14 protein-coding genes are annotated in these 18914 nt (G+C 56.7%); 7 read left to right on the top strand and 7 right to left on the bottom strand.

Annotation, left to right across the window (positions count from 1 at the left end; genetic code table 11):
• Positions 1–40: 40 nt before the first annotated feature.
• Positions 41–1009, bottom strand: a complete 969-nt coding sequence (locus tag ACVWZ4_RS18825) for a DUF2971 domain-containing protein (protein ID WP_456699358.1) — start codon at positions 1007–1009, stop codon at positions 41–43.
• Between the two features lie 199 nt (positions 1010–1208).
• On the opposite strand from ACVWZ4_RS18825, the gene ACVWZ4_RS18820 reads away from it, so the two are divergent.
• The 6 genes from ACVWZ4_RS18820 (at position 1209) to ACVWZ4_RS18795 (ending at position 9967) form a co-directional block, all read left to right on the top strand.
• Positions 1209–1949: a hypothetical protein gene (locus ACVWZ4_RS18820; RefSeq protein WP_456740928.1), complete on the top strand. Its 741-nt coding sequence runs from the start codon at positions 1209–1211 to the stop codon at positions 1947–1949.
• A 10-nt stretch (positions 1950–1959) separates the two neighbouring features.
• Positions 1960–3072 carry an ImmA/IrrE family metallo-endopeptidase gene (locus ACVWZ4_RS18815; protein ID WP_456699360.1) on the top strand — a complete coding sequence of 371 codons (1113 nt, stop codon included), beginning with the start codon at positions 1960–1962 and terminating at the stop codon, positions 3070–3072.
• Between the two features lie 73 nt (positions 3073–3145).
• Positions 3146–6463 (top strand): hypothetical protein, encoded by a 3318-nt coding sequence (locus ACVWZ4_RS18810; RefSeq protein ID WP_456790303.1) that lies wholly within the window; start codon positions 3146–3148, stop codon positions 6461–6463.
• Positions 6426–7994: a hypothetical protein gene (locus ACVWZ4_RS18805; RefSeq protein ID WP_456790302.1), complete on the top strand. Its 1569-nt coding sequence runs from the start codon at positions 6426–6428 to the stop codon at positions 7992–7994. The genes ACVWZ4_RS18810 and ACVWZ4_RS18805 overlap by 38 nt, the downstream gene beginning before the upstream one ends.
• Before the next feature lie 249 nt (positions 7995–8243).
• Positions 8244–9062, top strand: a complete 819-nt coding sequence (locus ACVWZ4_RS18800) for a hypothetical protein (RefSeq protein WP_456699362.1) — start codon at positions 8244–8246, stop codon at positions 9060–9062.
• Entirely contained in the window at positions 9062–9967 is a 906-nt protein-coding gene (locus tag ACVWZ4_RS18795; protein ID WP_456699363.1) for a DUF4238 domain-containing protein, read from the top strand. The genes ACVWZ4_RS18800 and ACVWZ4_RS18795 overlap by 1 nt, the downstream gene beginning before the upstream one ends.
• An 81-nt stretch (positions 9968–10048) precedes the next feature.
• Here the strand turns inward: ACVWZ4_RS18795 and ACVWZ4_RS18790 are convergent, their stop codons facing one another.
• On the bottom strand, positions 10049–10375 hold the full coding sequence (locus ACVWZ4_RS18790) for a hypothetical protein (protein ID WP_456699364.1): 327 nt from the start codon (positions 10373–10375) through the stop codon (positions 10049–10051).
• Positions 10376–10562: 187 nt separating this feature from the next.
• Between ACVWZ4_RS18790 and ACVWZ4_RS18785 the strand changes: the two genes are divergently transcribed.
• Positions 10563–11501 carry a hypothetical protein gene (locus ACVWZ4_RS18785; RefSeq protein ID WP_456699365.1) on the top strand — a complete coding sequence of 313 codons (939 nt, stop codon included), beginning with the start codon at positions 10563–10565 and terminating at the stop codon, positions 11499–11501.
• Positions 11502–11562: 61 nt separating this feature from the next.
• On the opposite strand, the gene ACVWZ4_RS18780 is transcribed toward ACVWZ4_RS18785, so the two are convergent.
• From ACVWZ4_RS18780 to ACVWZ4_RS18760, 5 genes are all read right to left on the bottom strand, one after another.
• Positions 11563–11973, bottom strand: coding sequence for a GNAT family N-acetyltransferase (locus ACVWZ4_RS18780; RefSeq protein WP_456699366.1), 411 nt, complete (start codon positions 11971–11973; stop codon positions 11563–11565).
• Complete coding sequence (locus tag ACVWZ4_RS18775) at positions 11961–13535, bottom strand: LA2681 family HEPN domain-containing protein (RefSeq protein WP_456699367.1); 1575 nt, start codon at positions 13533–13535, stop codon at positions 11961–11963. The genes ACVWZ4_RS18780 and ACVWZ4_RS18775 overlap by 13 nt, the downstream gene beginning before the upstream one ends.
• A gap of 397 nt (positions 13536–13932) precedes the next feature.
• Positions 13933–17064 carry a DEAD/DEAH box helicase gene (locus ACVWZ4_RS18770; protein WP_456790301.1) on the bottom strand — a complete coding sequence of 1044 codons (3132 nt, stop codon included), beginning with the start codon at positions 17062–17064 and terminating at the stop codon, positions 13933–13935.
• Complete coding sequence (locus ACVWZ4_RS18765) at positions 17048–17821, bottom strand: Hachiman antiphage defense system protein HamA (RefSeq protein ID WP_456699370.1); 774 nt, start codon at positions 17819–17821, stop codon at positions 17048–17050. The genes ACVWZ4_RS18770 and ACVWZ4_RS18765 overlap by 17 nt, the downstream gene beginning before the upstream one ends.
• Before the next feature lie 297 nt (positions 17822–18118).
• A complete protein-coding gene (locus ACVWZ4_RS18760; RefSeq protein ID WP_456699371.1) occupies positions 18119–18910 on the bottom strand; it encodes a Shedu immune nuclease family protein in 792 nt (263 codons plus the stop codon).
• Positions 18911–18914: the final 4 nt, after the last annotated feature.

Raw genomic sequence — 18914 nt, 5'->3', positions numbered from 1 at the left:
CAGGCGCCAAAGACGAAAAGGGCAAGCGACGGCAGAGCCATCACAACGATTGCCCCTCCTCCTTGTGGTCAGCAGCGACGGATTCGAATGCTTCGTGGATGTCACGAGATCGCCGCGGAAAAAAGGCTCTCATTTCTCCGTCTTCCAGCGGATATTTCTTCAAATTGAAGGTCCCGTAGAGTTCGCGCATTTCATAGAATCGAACGGGGCGTCGCCTACCATCCAGCGCTGTGACGATAGCGTACTTTACAGCTTCCTTGCAGCGCATACCGAAGATGACCTCTTCGAGCTCCAGTGGAGAACGCTGCACCCCGCGCCGTCCAATCAAACGCCATTCTTGCTCGTATCGCCAGCTCGCCGCCTTTCGCAACAGAACGGCTTCGTCGACCTGACGACGAGCGTTCTTGTCGCCATCGAGCATCGCTAGGACCTTGCTGGCATCGACGAGCCGCGTGCCGCCGTACTTAACCTGATGGAGATCGTCGAGCACATCAGACGGCACCGAGTAGCCGATGCAGACACCGTGATGCTGATCGCCATAGTGGCTCCACATCAACGGGCAGGTGGCGCGCCGCCCCAAGGATACAATGCCCTTGTCATATTGAAGCAACAGTTCCTTCTCCAGATCGCTGCCAAGCAGTAACTGAAGAGGGTCGTCTACTTCGTAGCTAGGATCGGTAGCATAGAAGCTGATTTCCGAAATGACTTTATCGGCTCGTTGTCGGCCAAGTCGATCGATGTGACCGAGGGCTTCCGGACCCTGGTACCCGATTGTCTGAGCCGCGGCTTTCATCTCCGCACTCACGCGTCGCTCGAGGAGCTGCCGTAGTGCGCGTTCCAGATCCGAAGCCGGAAGGTCAATGTTGAGCGAGGGCCGGGTGTCGAGCGGATCATTGAATGTGCTTGGGTCGGCATAAAAGAGGTTATCCGCAACGATCATATCCAGAGTGAGATTGTTGAACGCGCGGTACTTGAAGAGCCGCTTCGGAATTTTTCGTTTTTCGGCCATTGCTTCCTCTTGAGCAGTGAATTCGGTCCGGAAGTTTTGGGTTACGAATCGGATGGGTGACAACACGGTGAGCCATTGCGCAGGTTTCGGCGTAGCCCCGCGAAGATGATGGTCTCCGCACTTCTGCAGCCAAGTCCCTGATTTTCAGGGGTCTTTCGTCCCCACCCTTGACAGGATGACGATAAAAGGGGCGCAAAACTTGACACAGGACAGCAAAAGGGGTGATTTACTTGGCGCGACTCGGGGCAGAGGAAATCGTACCGCTATGCAGACCAAGACCTTTCAGCAACGTCTAGACACAGCGTTCCCCTACGACACCTACGCAAACACGCTCCGGGCCCTGCGCGAAGGTATCGCCGCCGGCGACGACGTGATCAAGGGCACACCGATGTTCTCGTCAGAGGTTGGCGACGACATGCGCGGTCTGATCCGCCGAGCCGGCATCCTGATGCGTTTCGAGGAGATGTGCAAAGCCGGCGATCTCCCATTTAAGTGCACGTTGACGCCGATGCCTCGCGGCACGTGGCATTGGCTGGACATCTACAGCGGCGAATGCCACGGGCACATCGTCCGCACGGAGGACCCGACCAAGTTTCCGGAAGACACGCCGAATCGCCAGGACGCGCGGGCGTCGAACATGCCGAACCTTTTCGAGACCGAGGAGGAGCGGATCATCCGCTTGGCGCCGCCGAAGCTCTATACGTGGCTGACGTACCGCGCGGCGCCGGACGGCCGGCTCTCGCACGCGCTCTGGCAGTCGCCGTCGGCGAATGCCGACGAGTGGCTCGCCCGTATCAACCTGATGGCCGTAGTGGTGCAAAAGAAGTCGGAGGACACGAAACGGCCGGCCAAGATCGACCCGAAGTCCAAGATGAGGCTCAAGGACAACGTGGTCTCGATGATCGAGAAGAAGAAAAAGAACGACGACACCAAGCGTTGAAGGCGTGCCCATGTCTGCGAGGATCATTCCCGAGAGGATTCGGGAGGCGCGCGAGTCCGTCGGCATGACCGACGAGCAGTTCGCCGACGCGATCGGCGTGAGCCGTCAATCCGTCGGTACCTATGAGACCGGCGCCTTCGCTCCGCGCGGCGACGTGTTCAGCAAGATCATCGCCGTCACCCGACAGCCACCGTTTTTTTTCACAACGCCGCGCAAACACAGCGCCGAGAGCTTCCTGACGCCGACGTGGCGCAGCTTGAAGCGCATGCAACGGCCCGACCGGCTGCGGGTCGGCCGCCGGCTGGAGTGGGCGTTCTATATCACGGAGTCGCTCGCGGAATACGTCGAGCTGCCACCGGTGCACCTGCCCGCGATCGAGTTCGACTACGAACACGAGAGCAATGAGCGGATCGAGGAGATCGCGGACCAACTGCGCGAGTTCTGGAACGTCGGCTTCGGTCCGATCACTGATCTGGCTCCGCTGCTCGAATATCACGGCGTCATCGTGATCGAGGAGCCCGTGCGCTGCGAGGATATGGATGCCGTCTCCCGCTGGCAGGGAGGACGACCATACGTGCTCTACGCCGCCGACCAGGAAAGTAACTCGCGCAAGCTCTTCAACCTGGCACACGAGCTCGGCCACCTCGTCCTGCACAACGGCGTCGAGGTGAACAGTCGAAACTTGGACCGGCTTGAAAATCAGGCCAACCGGTTCGCAGGCGCCTTGCTTCTACCGCGCCGTACGTTCGCGCGGGAGATCGCGAACACCACCATCGACTACTTCCTATCCCTGAAAGGCCGATGGCGCGTGGCGGTTGCGGCGATGATCTACCGGTGCAAGGAACTCGGGATCTTGAACGCCGATCAGGTCAAGTACATGTGGAAACAGATGAACGCCCGCGGCATCCGCAAGCGAGAACCGCTCGACAACGCTTTCACACTGTCGACGCCGACGGTGCTGGGCTCGGCCGCGCGGATGTTGATCGATAACAAAGTCAAACTGCCCACCGAGATCGCCGACGACGTGCTTCTCAATGCGAGCGACGTAGAGTCGCTCTGCTCGCTGCCAGCCGGCAGCCTGCAGAACAAAGTGCTGTCTTTCCCGATGTTGCGTGAGGTTTAGATCCGTACCGATCGCCAATCCGCCGCTGGCGGACTTCAAACGACTGGTCGATCACGTAAAATCGAGGCGCCAAGTGGCAGCAGTCAATCTCGACTTCCAGCGCATTCGTTCCTTCGGAGGGACTCAAAATTACGCCTTCGAGGAATTATGCTCGCAACTCGCGGCGCTAGAGCCTCGGGCATCCGGGGATGTTTTCTACCGCAAGGGTGTTGGAGCGGACGCAGGTGTCGAGTGTTATATGCGGCATGGTGACGGCTCGGAGACGGGCTGGCAGACAAAGTATTTCTTTAAGCTTGATGCAAGCCAGGTTGCGCAGCTCGACAAGTCCATCAAGCAGGCGCTGGCCAAGCATCCGCGGCTTACCCGGTACATTGTCTGCATACCCTTCGATCTGTTCGACCAGCGCATCGGCAAGGCGAAAACCCAGCTTGCGCGCTGGCAGGCCTGGGTCAAGAAATGGTCGAGTGCTGCAACCAGGGCAAAGCGCAAGCTCGTCATCGAGCTGTGGGGGCATTCCGAGCTTGTCGAGCGGTTGGGGCGCGACAGTCCGCTCTATTCGGGCAGGGCGGCTTTCTGGTTCGATGAGACATTTCTCACCTCAGCGTGGTTTACCAGCCGATTTGAGCGGGCACGCGACGGGCTCGGCCAGCGCTATACCCCTGAAACAAATGTTGAGTTGCCCATACGCCGCACCATCCTTGGCCTTTGCCGCGACCGGTCCGTTCTTGATCAAGTCCAGCTATGGGGCGAAAAACTGGAAGAGGCCCGGTACGACGTCATCGATCGCCTTAAGCGGTTGACGGTGAGCGGCGGCCTGACAGCAGAAATCGCGGCGGTTGAGGCAACGACCAGTGCGCTTAGCTCACTGTTATCGGCGACGCCTGATGACCCCGCCTACATTTTCCCTGTCGAACGTACCAAGTCGCTGGGAAGTGAGGCCCTGGTGGCGACCGCACAAGCCATGCGTGCCGTTCGCAACGGCAATCCGCCGCCTCCGAAGCGCGACGATGATGTGCAGTATCTGTACCATGATATGCGCGGGCTCGAAGAGGCGTTGAATGCCATCATCGAAGGGGTAACCGGTGATAGCTGGCGCCTGGTGAACAGCCGGCGGGCGCTGGTTACGGGCCCGGGCGGTATCGGTAAATCGCATCTATTCGGAGACGCGGTCGATCATCAGGTTGCCAATGGCCATCCCTCACTCCTTATTCTCGGCGGTACGCTGGTTGACGACGACCCCTGGGCGCAGATCGTCAAACAGCTTGACCTGACGATTTCCACCGAGAAATTCCTTGGCGCTCTCGACGCTGCGGCGCAGGCTGCGGGGACCCGGGCCGTGATTTTCATCGACGCCATTAACGAGCGGCATGGAATCGCAATCTGGTCCCACCGGCTGGCAGCGTTTCTCAAGACGATTGAGGCGTTCCCGCGTGTGGCCATCGCCCTGTCGTGTCGTTCGACTTATTTGCCATACATCTTGCCGGCGGGTCCGGGACCGGATTTGTCTCAGGTTGAGCATGTAGGGTTCGCGGGTCGTGCCGCAGCAGCCGCCCGCTACTATCTGGATAAGCGCGGCATTGTGCGCATGGCCGCGCCGAACCTCATCCCGGAATTCGAGAATCCGCTCTTTCTCAAGACCTGTTGCGACTATCTCGAAAAGGAACACCTTCAGGAATTCCCGCGCGGCCTGCGCGGGGTAACGGAGATCTTTGGCTTTTACTCAGAAGCCGTTGCAAAGTCCGTCGAGCGGCAGCTTGGGCTCGATCATAAGCTGGGGAAGGTAGCCCAAGCGCTTGAGGTGCTTGCGGTTGCTTTCGATCAAGGGGAGCGCGGCTATCTCGAATACGACAAGGCCGATGCTCTTATGGAGGCGATTGTCCCCGCGCACGGTGTGTTCGAAAAGAGCTTGCTTGCCAGGCTCGTTAGCGAGGGAATTCTGGCCGATGAGCCCGTGACGGGAAACGGCGGCGCCATCGTCCAAATCGTGCGCTTTTCGTTTGAGCGCTATAGCGACCATCGCATCGCGCGCCAGATGTTCGATAAGCATCTCGATGTGTCGGCACCGAAGGATTCATTTCTGCCAGGCACGCCGCTGGAGATTTACCTTGAAAGCCCTAAGGCTTATGAGCATGCGGGCGTGTTGGAAGCGATGGCGGTTCAATTGCCGGAGCGTTGTGGACTCGAATTCCCGGACGCAATGCCCAAGCCGCGGAACAGATGGCTGCTCCTGCGCGCGTTTGTTGGCAGCGTCCTGTGGCGCGAGCAACGCGCCTTCACGCAGCGCACCCTCGATTTACTGAAGGAAGCTTCCAAGATATCGGGGCGTAACGAGACCATGCGCACGCTGCTCGCGGTCGCGAGCGAACCGGACAATGCGTTTAACGCGGAGTATTTGCACGGAAGACTTGTCAAGCAGGCGATGCCGCAACGGGATAGGGCCTGGTCCATATACGTTGCACAGGAGGGTGACGACGAAGACAGCCCTATCGAAACCTTGATTGGCTGGACTCTTCAAAACGGCTTTGAGCCCATCGAAGATAAGCGTGCCGAGCTCGTCGCTATCGCGCTGAGCTGGCTGTTCTCGACAAGCCATCGTCTCATCCGGGACCGGGCCACCAAAGCGCTCGCGGCATTATTGGCCACGCGGCTCCCATTGGCCGCAAGCCTTATTCGCCGTTTTCAAGGTATTGATGATCTTTATATCCTCGACCGTGTCATGGCTGCAGCGTACGGAGCCGCCTTGCAGGGCATGGCAAAGGACGGGCTGCGTGAATTGGCGGAAGCTGCGTATCATTGTGTGTTTGACCGCGATGAGGCGCTCGCCCATGTCCTCATCCGCGACCATGCGCGCGGAATCGTAGAGCTCGCCCACATAAGAGGTGCCCTGCCCGCGGGCTTTGATTTGACCCGGGCGCGGCCACCCTATCGCAGCTCATCCGGCATCGAGGATGTGCCTGACGCCGTCATCGAGACCTATGTGCAAGAATATGCCCCAGGAAAGAGCGTTCGCGACGATATTGTGAACTCCAGCGTGAATGATGGCGACTTCGCACGCTATGTCATGGATACCCCGGTCGGGAAATTTAGCGGATTCCCGATTGCTCTCGTCGCGCAGAGCCAGGAGCAAATCTATCGCAATTGGGTCAGCGATGTGGTTAGCCGGATTCCAGAAGCGGAAGCCCGTCTGAACGAGCTTATCGCGGCGTGTGATGGGTGGCGGGCCAATCAGGGGCCTCTTGGTCCATTCAAATTCAAGTTCTTGACCGTTAATGACTCGGGGCAAGAAGAAGATGATGACCAAGACGAAGGTGACGATGACGAAAAGGATGTGAGCCAATTCGAGCAGGCCGTCGATGAAGCCGAAGGCGCGGTTAGAGGCTGCGTTGGGTGAGGCCGAATGGCTGGAGTACAACATCCGGGCGCGTCACATCGTGCGTAGGGATTTGCGCGGCGCAAAGCGATACTATTCTTGGCCTCCATCCTTCGACCGAATGCGCGCGCGCCGCTGGGTGTGCAAGCGTGCGCATGACCTTGGTTGGACCCCGGAGCTGTTCGGCGAATTCGATCGGGACCACGCGCATGGTAGTCGGACGGAGCATCGGGTCGAGCGCATCGGCAAGAAGTATCAGTGGATAGCGTTTCACGAGTTGCTGGCTCGTCTAGGTGATAATTTTTGTTTCGTTGGATGGAGCCGTGACAGCGGACTGAGCGTCTTTCAGGGGCCGTGGCAAGTGAGCCGGCGTGATCTCGATCCCTCACTTTTTGTTTTGAAGACTCCTAAGGAATCGCGGCAAAGCGGCCGGACATGGTGGATGCCGGTGGACGTGAACCTCCGCGGGATGTCACCCGCCTCGCGCCTGGCGTGGCTCGATACGCCGGAAGATATGGTGAATGACGCGTCGTTGCTAACCGCTACGGATCCGAAGACGGGCCGGACATGGCTCGTCGTTGATGAGTTCGAGCGCTGGAATTGCTGGGTCATGCGGGAAGGTGAGCGAATGCTCGACCGGCAAACGGCTTTTGAAATCCGCAGCTTTCTGGTACGCGCCGCCGATCGCAGCAAGGTTGTGAAGGCTCTATCCGGTAAACTGTTTAACAGGCATTTTGATCTGCCTGAACTGGACAAGTCGTCCGACGGCTATATCGGCGAGTACCCTTGGCACCCGTTGTATGGCGATGTATCTGCGTGGATGAAGCCTGAGGATTGGAACCGACTGGTCGTCGACATTCAGCCTACGGTTACGGATTACTCCGCCGAGCGCAGCGGTCATGACCATTCAATCGAAGAGTCGGTCAGCTTCAGTGTGCCCGCGCCAGGACTGATTGCTGGGCTCGGGATGCGCCTTTCAAACGGGCGGGACCTCTCCTATTCGGGTGACGGTGATAAAACGCTCTTTTTCGACCCGTCAACGCATGAAGCGGGCCCCGGCGCGGCCCTTATCGACAGGGACGCGTTTCTATCCTTCCTTACACGCGAAAAGCTTGAAGCCGTCTGGATCATCGCAGGCGAGAAGGAAGCGCATGGCGGAAGAAAGCACCGTGAGGGCTGGGGCGGCTCAAAGAGCTTTACGTCAATCTATTGGTTGGCCGGCGGCAAATTTCACCGCAAGGATTTTGTGGAGCGCGAGCATCCAAGAAAGGAGCAGCTTGAGAGATTCTATGACGAGCCAGGCGAGCCGACACCAATAACTCGTGCGAAAAAGCCGTCATCTGCATCGCGTGGAAAAAGGAAGGTCGCGACGAAGAAGGCGCGCGTAGTTTCACCGGCGGTGAGCGCGGCAGCAGCGAAGAAGCCCAAGCCCAAGTCAAAACCCAAGGCGAAGGCAAAGCCGGGAGCCAAAGTGAAGCCGAAGAGCGCAAAAAGAGCGGCCCGGCCAACGCCAAAGAAGGCAAAAAAAGCAAAGCGGAAGCCCCGCCGCTAGGCGGGGTACCTTTCCAGCAGGAAGTCCGCCGCCCGCTGGGCATGCGCCGCCGCCGCAAAAATCGCGCAGTTATGCCACGCAACATCTTCAGCCAATGCTCGATCTAGCTAGGAGGCATGTTCGGGCCGATTGCGCTTGCGTGAAGATTGTGTCGCCATCCGACAAGCGAGCGGAGACCCCTTGGAGCGTAGACGTGCAGCCAAATGTCAGAAGAGTGCGAATCAGGCACCGTCGGTTAAGATGGGCCCCATGTTTAAATTGCCGCTCCATTCAGACCGGAAGTATCCGCCAGTAAACCGTTGCGTTTATTGTGGTTGCAAAGACGACCTTACGGACGAGCATATTATACCATCAGGGCTTGGTGGTCGCTGGCTGTTGCCGAAGGCAAGCTGCCGACCGTGCGCGACCATCACCGGCGCATTTGAGGGCGTTGTGCTTCGCACCATTCTTGGGCCGCTTCGAATGTATTATTCGATGCCCACGCGCCGAAAGAAGCAAAGGCCCGAGAAGCTTCCCCTGAAGGTTAAACTCACTCCAGATTCCGACTTTTCCTTTATTGATGTGGCGCAGGAGATCTATCCGTTTCTCATCCTGTTTCCCAACTTAGCCATGCCGGATGAGTTGACGGGTGATGTCACAGAAGGGGAGCGTGGCGCCAAGGTGAAGACCCTTTGGATTAGAGCTGCGTCCTTTCGGGATGGGATCATGCCTCATCTGGAGAAGCTCGCCCGTCACTTGGGCGTTGCCTATATCGAGCCGCAGGCCCACTTCATCGCGCCACCGTTTTTTCGCATGCTGGCGAAAATCGCGCACGCGTTTGTTGTCGCCGAGATGGGCGTTGGGGCCATTCAGCCATTTCTTCTGCCAATTATTCTGAGAGAAGAAACGTCCGAGTGTGTGCAATTTGTCGGAGGGATCCCGGGTACCGAGCCGGCGGGCCAAGGACTTCACGAGCTGGCGTTGATCCCTCATCAAGGCCCATCGGGGAACGTCGTTGCAGTTCGTATTCGCTTGCTCGCACTTTTGGAAACGCCAGTTTATTTTGTCGCCGTAGGACGACAAGCCTGATGAATGAGCCGCGCGATCACCATTACGTTCCGCAGTTTTTTCTCCGAAATTTCGCGACAGACCCCGAAAAGCAGAAAATAACGACTGTCGCGAAGAACGGCGATTTTGCGGTATGGGCTGAGCGCTCAATCGAGAGCCTTGGATTTGAGCGCGACCTCTACGTTTTCATGCAGGGAAAGACACCTGTATCGGTTGAGAGCAGGATCAACAGCCGCATCGAAACGCCGATATCTCGAAGCGATACATGGGCAAAGATTGTAAGCGGGCGAACGGAAGCGCTTGATCGATCTGACAAAGCGATCCTTTACGCGCTTATCCGGCACTTGGAAGCGCGGACTCCACACTATCATGCATCCCAGATGGAGCTCGCGAAACTAGCGGCATCGCCGGCCAGCGCCATTCCCTTCTCGGATCGAGAACGTATCCAGTATTCGGAGATGCGGTCCGATCCCGAATTGGCAAGAGAATTCTTCAGTTACATGGCGTCATCACTTGACTGGACGGAGCAGAATTTTCGTGGAGCAGGGCTCACCGTTATGCGGTCGAAGGTTCGGCTCCGCTCATCGAGCACGCCAGTATTGGTGATGCCCGCGCCACCAGACCCGAGGCTTTGGCTGCCGCTCCCCGGAATGACACCCTTCCAGTACATCTTGACTCTGACGCCGACGACAATGGCTAGTCTTGTCCTGGGTGATTTTGACGATACCTTCCTTAACATCGAAGTTGAGCTAGACGTCTCCCGGGGGATTAATCGGTATTTCGTCGGTCAATTCGGCCACAACAGCCACACCCGCCATTTGATTACAGACCGGGACGGCCTGTCCGCGGAGATGGCTTGGGCTCACTTCGAAACTCTCAAGGACAGCCCACGAAAAATAGTATTCCGCAGAAAGAATATCACCTGAATGGGGGGCCGCGGCGCGGTCCATTGTGCCGAGGCGACTGTTGGCTCGATGGTGCGATCCATCGTTATCTGTTCTTTTGCATCAACGCCGTCCGGCCGGGCGCTTATATGCAAGCGCTGCGAGGGAGAGGTTCATCCCTTGCAGGGCCGGGCTCGTGACGTTCGAGCCGCCCGGACCGGTCTCTCGCATTGGCGAAGACTGGTTCGTCTTCTGGAGCATCAGGATTGCTTTGGCGAAGGCTTCCTGTGTCTGCTCGATAAGAAGGCTTTCGCGATCAACGAGAACGACGCGGGCGCGAAATTCCTTCGAGCTGCGAAGGCTGGGGTCATCGCGGGCTTCAAAGGCTTCAACAATCGCAATATCCTCGATGGGGACAAGGCGCTTTCCGACAGTGATGATATGGAACATGTTTTTCCCTCCGTTGGGGGCAAGAGCCGAAGAGAAGAGCGCATCCACACGCGCATCGGCAACCAATCACTTGCTTGGAAAAAATATTCGGTCGTATCCTTCATACGATTGTCCGCACGCCAGTAAGCGCCAAATCGGCGGGCGGACAGGAGTCGTGTCGGTTGCCTTGATAAGAAGAGTGCGCATCATGAGCTATTACATTCGCGAAAGTGACGCCATGCCTTTCCAGGTTTGGAGAATTGAAGATGCATCGGCGACGTGTTTGGGCGTAATCAATCCCGAGAGCGGGGCTGGAACATACTTTAAGGCCGATCCTGGCGAACTGATATTGGAGGCTGTCAGGCGCCAAGCCACAAGTTGGTTTGCGACCGATGGCAAAAGCCCATTTCACAAAAGCATCTTCAACCCAGGAGAGTTCTTCCCGCGGATGGCGCGGCCAACTAATGAGTGGTCAACCGCTCCTATCGGCTTCAATCCGGGCGCCGAGGGCGATGTAGCTTTCATCGCAACTGCGCGCGGGCAACTGAAAGCACTTACCCGTCAGCTTGATCGGATTTGCCAAACCGTTCACCCAAGCGAGGGAACGCTGGAAACATACGGGCACGATATCAGGAATCTTCTGATTCTCGCGTGTACCGAGGTAGAGATGCATTGGCGCGGAGTTCTTTCTGCTAACGGATATCTAAGAGACCGTTATGATACGCGCGACTACGTGAAACTGCGATCGGCGATGAAACTCGACGAATATGCGGTATCGTTCTCCAACTTCCCCTGGCTTTCGCCTATCAGTCCGTTCGCTGGTTGGGGTTGCACCGGTAAGCCCAGTCAGGATCTGGGGTGGTATGACGCGTACAACGCGGTAAAGCATGATCGAGAAAATAGCTTTGAGAGAGCAACGCTGGCGCATTGCTTTGCCGCAGTGAGCGCCTGCTTTGCCATGATAACCGCGCAGTTCGGCTCCGCGGCTGGCATCAACGGGGATATGGAAACGGGAGCGTTCTTTCAGATTGTATCGGTGCCAGCATGGGCGCTGTCGGACGTCTACCTGTCAGTCGGTGACGAACACCACAAAAGCTGGATTCCAATAAATTTCGATTTCAGCGCCGGGAAATTTGCAGGAAGCTGAACGGGGAGCATGTTTCCGGTCGTCGCTTCATACCGATCATCATCGTGAGATTTGAATCGGTCTATGTCGTCTTCTCCAGTTCAGTCGGGCAGTCGGTGCGCTCTGTGTACCCACAGCGGCAATACCAGGCCGAGAGGCGCTCGGCCGGGAATCCCGCTTCGAGCGGGCGCGGATAGAGGGTGATGCGCTGGTAACCTTCTGTGCGCGCAATAGCCTCAACTTTATCGAGTAGCTGGGTGCCGAGGCCGGATCCGCGGAGTCTGACGGGAACGAATAGCTCATACAGGACAAGACAGCCAATCTCCCCCATGTCGTCAAGCGAGACGAAACCGATCTCGCGCTCATCCAGGTAGGCGATGTATTGCGTCGTGCGTTTTCCTATTGAGCTTGTGGCGATACGCTCTTGAATTTCCGCATCGGTGCACGAGCTGCCTTCCGCGATTGGGACGAATGTGATTGTTAGAATTTCCACTCGTCCTCCCACGTGTCGAGGAACATGGGCATCATTAGGCTATTGGGGGATGATGGGCGTTGTCGTTCTTCATGGTGCATACCGAGTGAGAGATATATGAGCGCGGCACGCGCTAGCCGCAGGACCCTGAGGGTCCTTCTGAAAAAGTCCTCGCGCTGCACGGAGAACGCGAGCCTATCGAGCCACATATCCTCCCTGTTCGTTAACGGAATGAGCATTTCATGGACTTTGAGGTAGCTGTGTTCGAGGCAGTTCCGAATAATGTAAAGCTCTTGCGCGTCGGGTTCGGCGGTCGCTTGCAGCTCCGCATCGAAGAGATCCCTGGAAAGCCAGTAGAGCCCGCGCACCGGCCAATTCCGGGAGTTCAGGAACTCTTTGCGGACGCCTCGCTTCCAATCCTGGTTGCTGTACCAAATCGTTTTGAAGTAGATCTGCTTTGGATTGATACCTAGCTTCGCGTAGTCATTGAGAAAGAACGCGATCTTGTCGAACAGCGAATAAGCGATGCGGAATGCCGCCTTCACTTTCTCAACAGCAATAGAGTAGCTGGGGTAGTCAAGTGTGTTTGGAAGCGTCACACCTCGATCCGCGAAATGCGGTGTGTCAGCCTCCATACCTTCATAGAGCATCCAGCGGGCGGATATGTATTCCTGCTTCATTTGGTTGAAGAGGCCGATGAGCGTTGGTGGCTCGTCCATCTTCGTTGTGAAGCTTGGAAGGCCGAATATGTCCCTGGCGCTGATTGAATGCGGTCCAAGATCATTGAGCGGATTTAGGAATAGTCCATTAGCTAGTACCCATCGGCGATATTCCTGCTCTTCGGAGGTGTCGCCCAAGGGATAACCATCCATTTGCAAGGACTTTTGGACGGCTGCGCAATCGATAAGGTGTTCGATGTGTTTTTGTCTTCGCGCAAAGGCGGCCTGGGCGTCGTCGTCGGGATAGCCGGCATAGTCTGCGTCCGGAGAAAGTGCAGCAGTGAGGTCTTTGTGCGCAAAGAGCAGAAACACTTCGGCGTGGCCGCCATCATAGAGGCCTCTTCCATATTCGGATAGGCCAAGCCCGCGATTGCCAAGGGCCATGCCAAATCGCGGATTAACCGAAAGGGCGCGTCTCCAAGTGGGAACTGCTTCGACAAATCGCCCAAGCGAGTTCAGGAGATTGGCGAGGTTCGTGAAAATCTGGGCCCTGCGTACTGTATCGAGGTTTTCGAACTCGGGATGGCGAGTGGCCCTCCGCAGGAACCGTATCTGTTCGAGCGCCTCGGGCTGATCCCAACTCCAGGCGATGTTGGGGGCCTGATGTTTTGTGCGTTGTCTCGCATGCCATGCATTGGCGCGGAAGTAATCGAGCGTTGGAATATCCGGGCCTTTCAGCGGCCGCTGTTCCAGCTCGTCGCACCACGCCAACGCTTTATCAAGCCCGTCATCCCGATCCAAATCCGAAGACAGATCTATGAGAGAACCGAGTGCCTCCATGGCCCTGGCATCGGCGTAACGTGCGAGATTGTCCAGCTTCATGAGCTGCTGGAAGATTTTCTCGAAGTCTGACCCGGTGGACATCTGAGCGTCCTACTCCAACTGGCTGGGTACGAGGTCGGCCGGACCGACATATGACATTTCAATCCTCGTGCGATCTCCATTTACAGAGGCGCGCAGCAGACCACTCCTTTCCGTATGAAGAGGGCTTGTCAGCGATCCCAGTAGTTCATGGTCCGGGGACAGTATCTGAAATGTATCGCCGTCCTGGGCATTCACAATGCGAACCGCGGTGCCGGCTGGAGGGGGATTGTTGCTATCCACCCAGTTTGCGCTATCCGAATAGGTCCATGATTTCCATTCGGTGCGATCTTGCGGAACGTAACTCGATAGAAAGCCCACCCAAATGGCATGGCTCGTCTCGGTCGGCCATGCCGCATCTCGGGAAAGAGCTGTTACTTCGTCTGATCGAAGCCACTCTTTAAGGACCCTCGGACGTATCGAAGTAGGCGTTGGTATCGGTGATCGCTTTTATTGCCGCAAGGCGCGACGTGAAGCCTGCTTGCATGAGGATTGCGGCGGACCTGTTCAGCGTGCCTGTCTCGATAGCTGGCACTGCAAGACTGAGCTCATAATCATCTAGGTCCGTTCCATCATCAAACTTGTCGCCGCATGCAAGGGCGCGAACGCGGATAGCCTCCATTCCCCACGGTAGCCGGTAAATCAGGGCCTCTTCGACAAATCGCAGGACATCCGCATCATTCTCCGCCAGCACCGCAATAGGCTCCCCCAGGAGCCATGCGCGAAGAATGTCGCGCCAGTTGGCAGGCTGAACGTTGGGCTTGAATGGCAAAATGTCGAAGAGAAGTTCGGCCAGTGCCGTAATAGCTGTTATGGCCCCTTCGTTGTCGCCCGTGAGGACCGCTCCGTTCGCTTGCAGCAGCGGCTCGTTGGCATTTGGGGCAATTTCATCCAGCTTTTTGCCGGTCTCATATCCTACGCCCGCCAAGAAGTAAGCTCGGCGCTGCGTCGACGTGGAATTTTGCCAGAGAAATTTGGAGCGGCTTAAGAGGGCGCTCTTATATATATGCTGCACTTCTTCACGCCTTCGAGTGAGCCGTCGTTCCCACAATGATGAGCTTAAGATAGCGTCGAGTTGGGTAGGTACTTCGTCGTCGGGCACTTCGTTCTCGCCCATGAGGCTCAAGATGGCGGTATCAAGCGTGGTCAAATACTGTTCCCAGTCGCGTAGGGCTACGGCTCTGCGCTCTGCCGACTCGCCAGCAACCGTGGGAAAATCCCAAACTTGCGCGTTGTTGAGGACATATTCGAGCAATTGAGCAAGATCGCCTCCTAAACTCGAATACATGCGCTGTACGAGAGAGATGATTAAGCGGAGCAAGCCGCTTTCCATTTCGCGGCCCTGGTCGCCCGCTTTTAAGGTTTCCCATTGGGCTGAGCGCTGTGCATTTGGCTCGAAGAATGGAAGCAGAACGAGCCCATCCACATCGACGAAAGCTCGTCCGGCGCGCCCTATGACATTACGAAATTCCGAGGCCTCGATGGGCTCTCTGTTCCGAATAATGCCGTGCATCACAATTGTTGTCGCCGAGAGATTAAGACCCTGGGCGAGGGTTGGCGAGGATACTGTAACCTTGAGAACGCCGTCTCTAAGGAGCTTTTCAACTTCCTTCCGAAACGGGGTGGGGAGTGCGCCGTGATGGATTGCCACGCCAAGTTTGAGGCATTTCAAGATATCGTGGTCAGCGCCCAACCATTCGGCACCGATAGCGAGAGCAACAGCGATATGGTTTTCGTTCACGCCGAGCAGCGACGGCAATAGCCCATACCCATGTAGCTTTACTATCGCGGTCGCATAGGGCTCAACCGACCTACGCTCCGGACAGTAAATCAGGACGGTTTGTCCATCATCCGTAAGCCGCCACGTCGTGGCCAGAACCAGTTCCCGGTGATCGGAGGGAAACAGTTTGCGCCGTTGCCCCCTTGTAGGGGCTCGCGACGAGAAAAAGCCGGGAACAAACGGATTCTCATTTCCAACATGGATATTCATACGGGCACGATTTGCCGACCATATAATTTCGCCAAATCGTAGCCGCGTCGGCCGCCATGCGCTCTTGACGAGGCTCTGCCCGTCATCGTTGCTGAGCCAAGCAACGAAATCGTCAAGTTGGTCGCCTTCGGGTAAGATGGCGGATAGGCAAATGATGCGTCGATTATCAGCATCGGGACGCTTCAAGAGGCGCTGGATTTGAACCTCGTAGCGCACTTCGCGCTCGCCTAGTCCAATCATATGACCTTCGTCGAGAATGATGAGGCCGACATCGTCGAGGAGCGACGGCTGGTTTCGCAGGGCAAAGTCGAGCTTCTCCGGTGTGGCAACCACGATGTTTCGCGAGCCGAGTGCATCCGTCTCAAAATCGCTCGTGCCAATGCTTCCGTAGAGGGTCGAGATTGTCTTGCCTAAAGGCCCGAAGGTGCGGTGTAGGGTATTCTCAGTCTGAGCGGACAAGGCCCGAAGTGGTGTCACGAACACTACGCGCTTCTCTGCGGACAAACAGCGAAGAATACAGAGTTCGGCAATACGCGTTTTTCCTGCGCTCGTCGGAAGGGAGACGACCAAATCGTTGCTTTCATTTATGGCTTTTGCGGCTGCATCAATTTGGGACGGCCAGAGATCAATTTCCGACCGGGGTCGCCGATACAAAAGGGAAATGAACAGTTTTCTCAGATCTGCCCAGCGCGCCTCATCGGGTGTGTTCGGCAGCAAGGGGAGACGTGCATGGAAGCTGGATGACCACAGATCATCAATGATGTTTATGGCAAGGCGGTACGTCCACCATTGAGGTAGTAGATTTACTTCGGTGCATATTTGCAGCCCTACGCGAAGGCGCTCAATCGCCTGGGTAATGTATTCCTGTTCACCACGTTCCACCGCGAATAAGAAAAGACCCATCCCGGCAAGGAAATTGTCGATAATCGCTGCACCAAGGGCATCGATGACATAAGAGCCATCTTCGGGATCTGGCGGCTCGCCTTCTGTCGCGGCGTCCCAACCATCTTGGAGGGACTGCGCGATGTTTTCGTCCGTGCCGGGACCATCAATGCGCCACGCAATGATTTCGGACTCTAGGGCGGCCAAATCCCGAAGGATTAGGCTGGCAAGGCAGCGCTCTATCGGGGAGAACGAGGAGTCCCGCTGCCCGTGGGACAGAAGCGAGTAGGCCCGCGCGGAAAACCGGCCCAGGTGATATGCGCCGGCAGCGACAATGTAGTGGAAACTGCGCGTGTCATCAGCTCGTACCCCTTTTAAAAGTACGCCTTCAAGAGCCATGCCTGCATACTCGAATGCTTGGCGCGCGATCACTTGATCGCCCCCTGCTTCCTTCAAGCGCAAACCCATTCCGAGCAGTGAATAAGCGTAGGACAGCAGGTCATATGAGAGCGTTGGGGTGAATGCAGGAGAGCCAGGTGGAAGCACGCCGTCCTGCCAAATCATGGATCTCGCTTCACCACGATCGAGCAATCGGGCGCGGAAGCCGGGTCCGACGGCCTGGCGGATACTGTTTTGCAGTTCCTCAACCGTTGTCGCCATCGGCAATCACCTTCTCGTAAACGTCCTCAATGAATTGCGCGTGGCCGGTAATTCTCAGGCCCACGCTAAATTGCTCCATCGTACCGGCGTACTGCTGGAGATCGGTGCGAAGAAAATTCGTTGGGTCATTGCCAGTGAATACGAACAATAGATGGCAGACCTGATCGGGAAGAATGCCATCGGCAAGCTGGGCGTCGTCAATCTTATTGGAAAGCTCGACTTGCCCTAGTTCACGCAAGCGGTCAGCAACGAACGCCAGAGCGTGGGGTGATGGCAGGCCCCCGTCGGCATTCAAGGATATTCGGGCTGAAGCGACGACATCTGTTTGAAGCTGCGCGCGGCTTTTTGATTCTGCCTTTAGAAAATCGAGAGGGCTGCCATCGTCCGGAATGCGGACCGCCAGTAAATCGTCACCGCGCATCGCCATCTCGCGATGGTCTTTCCATCGCAAACGCTTGATAGGCACGGTGAAGGTCATTTTCTCGGCGACGTATTCCGTGGCCAGTATTTCCCCGAGGTCGCCGGATCGGATACGCGAGCCTTCTGGAAGTTTTTGCTGGATAAAGGCGGCCGACGCCGGTTTGCCGAGGCGCTGAAGTAGATCCGCAATGCGTTCTTCCGACGCGTAGTGTGTTGGTACACAAAGCGCAGTCGCGTCCCGGCCGACCTCACGACTTGCGGCTATGCTCGTCAGGACCGTGAGGTTGTGGTTGCCAACGGCCTCTTCCTGTTCTTCACACCAATCCGCGAATGGCACTCTTCCCCCCAACCCAAAGCGGTTCCAGCATTCAACTCTGGATTACGCATATCGCGCGCGCAACTCTAGCCCACGCTCCGGGGACCACGCATATTTTTTGGCGAGAACGCGGGCCACTCGGCGTTTGCCATGCTCGAGGGGCGTCAAATAGAAAAACTGCTGTGCTTCAATAAGTTGCAGGGAGCTAGCCCGAGTGCTTCGAGCCCGCCCGTTTCGAACGACACCCTTCCCCATCTACGACGAAGGATATGATCGGCTCGCCGGACTGCTGATTCGGCGCTGTCCAGAACACCAAGATCAGTTAGGCCTAACACGGACGAGCGATGCGGCCCGGCTGAGCGCTTCTTGCCGCTGGCCGTCATCGCCCAGGACGAAGTGATTGGATCCACCCTTGCTCAGCTTTGCATGAAGCGCTTTGCTCACGCGAAGCTGCGTCGGCTCCATCCACGCATACATCCCCGCATCCGTGATCTCGTCGGAGAGGATATCGATGAACTGATTGTGCCGACTACCCACTGTGAGCTCCTTTTTTTGGTTGAGACCCTCAGCAAGACTGTCGAACGTGATGATTTTGAAATCGTCAGTTTCGGCGGCCTTTACAAGCCGCCTACGATTTTCGTTGCCCGCGTATTCCGCGCGACGACCGAAGACGAGAACATATTTGTTGTAGGTCGGATTTCGGGCCATATGCTGTGGGACCTGAATGGCGCTCACTGTGGCCAAGAAGCCAGATTTGTTCTGATCCGAAAGAAACCAAGCTTTCCACTGATTAATCTGCTGCTGCGCACGCAGAAAATCGCCATGGAATTCGTTAGTGTTGCCTTTGAAAAACCGAGACGTGGGTTTTTCCAGTTCGATGAAAACGGCATTCCAGTCGTCCGAGCTTTTCGAAAAATAGAAAAAGTCTGTTTTGTAATCGGCCCCGAATGGAATCTTGCGAAGAACAAGACCTAATCCGATGCCGTGATTCTGCACGAACTCTCTCGGAATAAGATGCGTATTTTGCTCTAAGAAAGTTTGATAAACTTGCTCCTCGTGCCCTTCATTGAGTAGCTCAAGGAATCTCGCTTTCTTCGCTTCGCAATCCATCCTG

Source organism: Bradyrhizobium sp. USDA 4472 (assembly GCF_054058595.1).
Note: the sequence above shows the minus strand (reverse complement) of the source record. Positions and strands in the feature narration are given on the sequence as shown.

Coding starts and splice junctions, on each gene's coding strand:
- ACVWZ4_RS18825 (WP_456699358.1), bottom strand. CDS start 1,009: ATGGCCGAAAAACGAAAAATTCCGAAGCGGCTCTTCAAGTACCGCGCG.
- ACVWZ4_RS18815 (WP_456699360.1), top strand. CDS start 1,960: ATGTCTGCGAGGATCATTCCCGAGAGGATTCGGGAGGCGCGCGAGTCC.
- ACVWZ4_RS18805 (WP_456790302.1), top strand. CDS start 6,426: ATGAAGCCGAAGGCGCGGTTAGAGGCTGCGTTGGGTGAGGCCGAATGG.
- ACVWZ4_RS18800 (WP_456699362.1), top strand. CDS start 8,244: ATGTTTAAATTGCCGCTCCATTCAGACCGGAAGTATCCGCCAGTAAAC.
- ACVWZ4_RS18795 (WP_456699363.1), top strand. CDS start 9,062: ATGAATGAGCCGCGCGATCACCATTACGTTCCGCAGTTTTTTCTCCGA.
- ACVWZ4_RS18790 (WP_456699364.1), bottom strand. CDS start 10,375: ATGTTCCATATCATCACTGTCGGAAAGCGCCTTGTCCCCATCGAGGAT.
- ACVWZ4_RS18785 (WP_456699365.1), top strand. CDS start 10,563: ATGAGCTATTACATTCGCGAAAGTGACGCCATGCCTTTCCAGGTTTGG.
- ACVWZ4_RS18775 (WP_456699367.1), bottom strand. CDS start 13,535: ATGTCCACCGGGTCAGACTTCGAGAAAATCTTCCAGCAGCTCATGAAG.
- ACVWZ4_RS18770 (WP_456790301.1), bottom strand. CDS start 17,064: ATGGCGACAACGGTTGAGGAACTGCAAAACAGTATCCGCCAGGCCGTC.
- ACVWZ4_RS18760 (WP_456699371.1), bottom strand. CDS start 18,910: ATGGATTGCGAAGCGAAGAAAGCGAGATTCCTTGAGCTACTCAATGAA.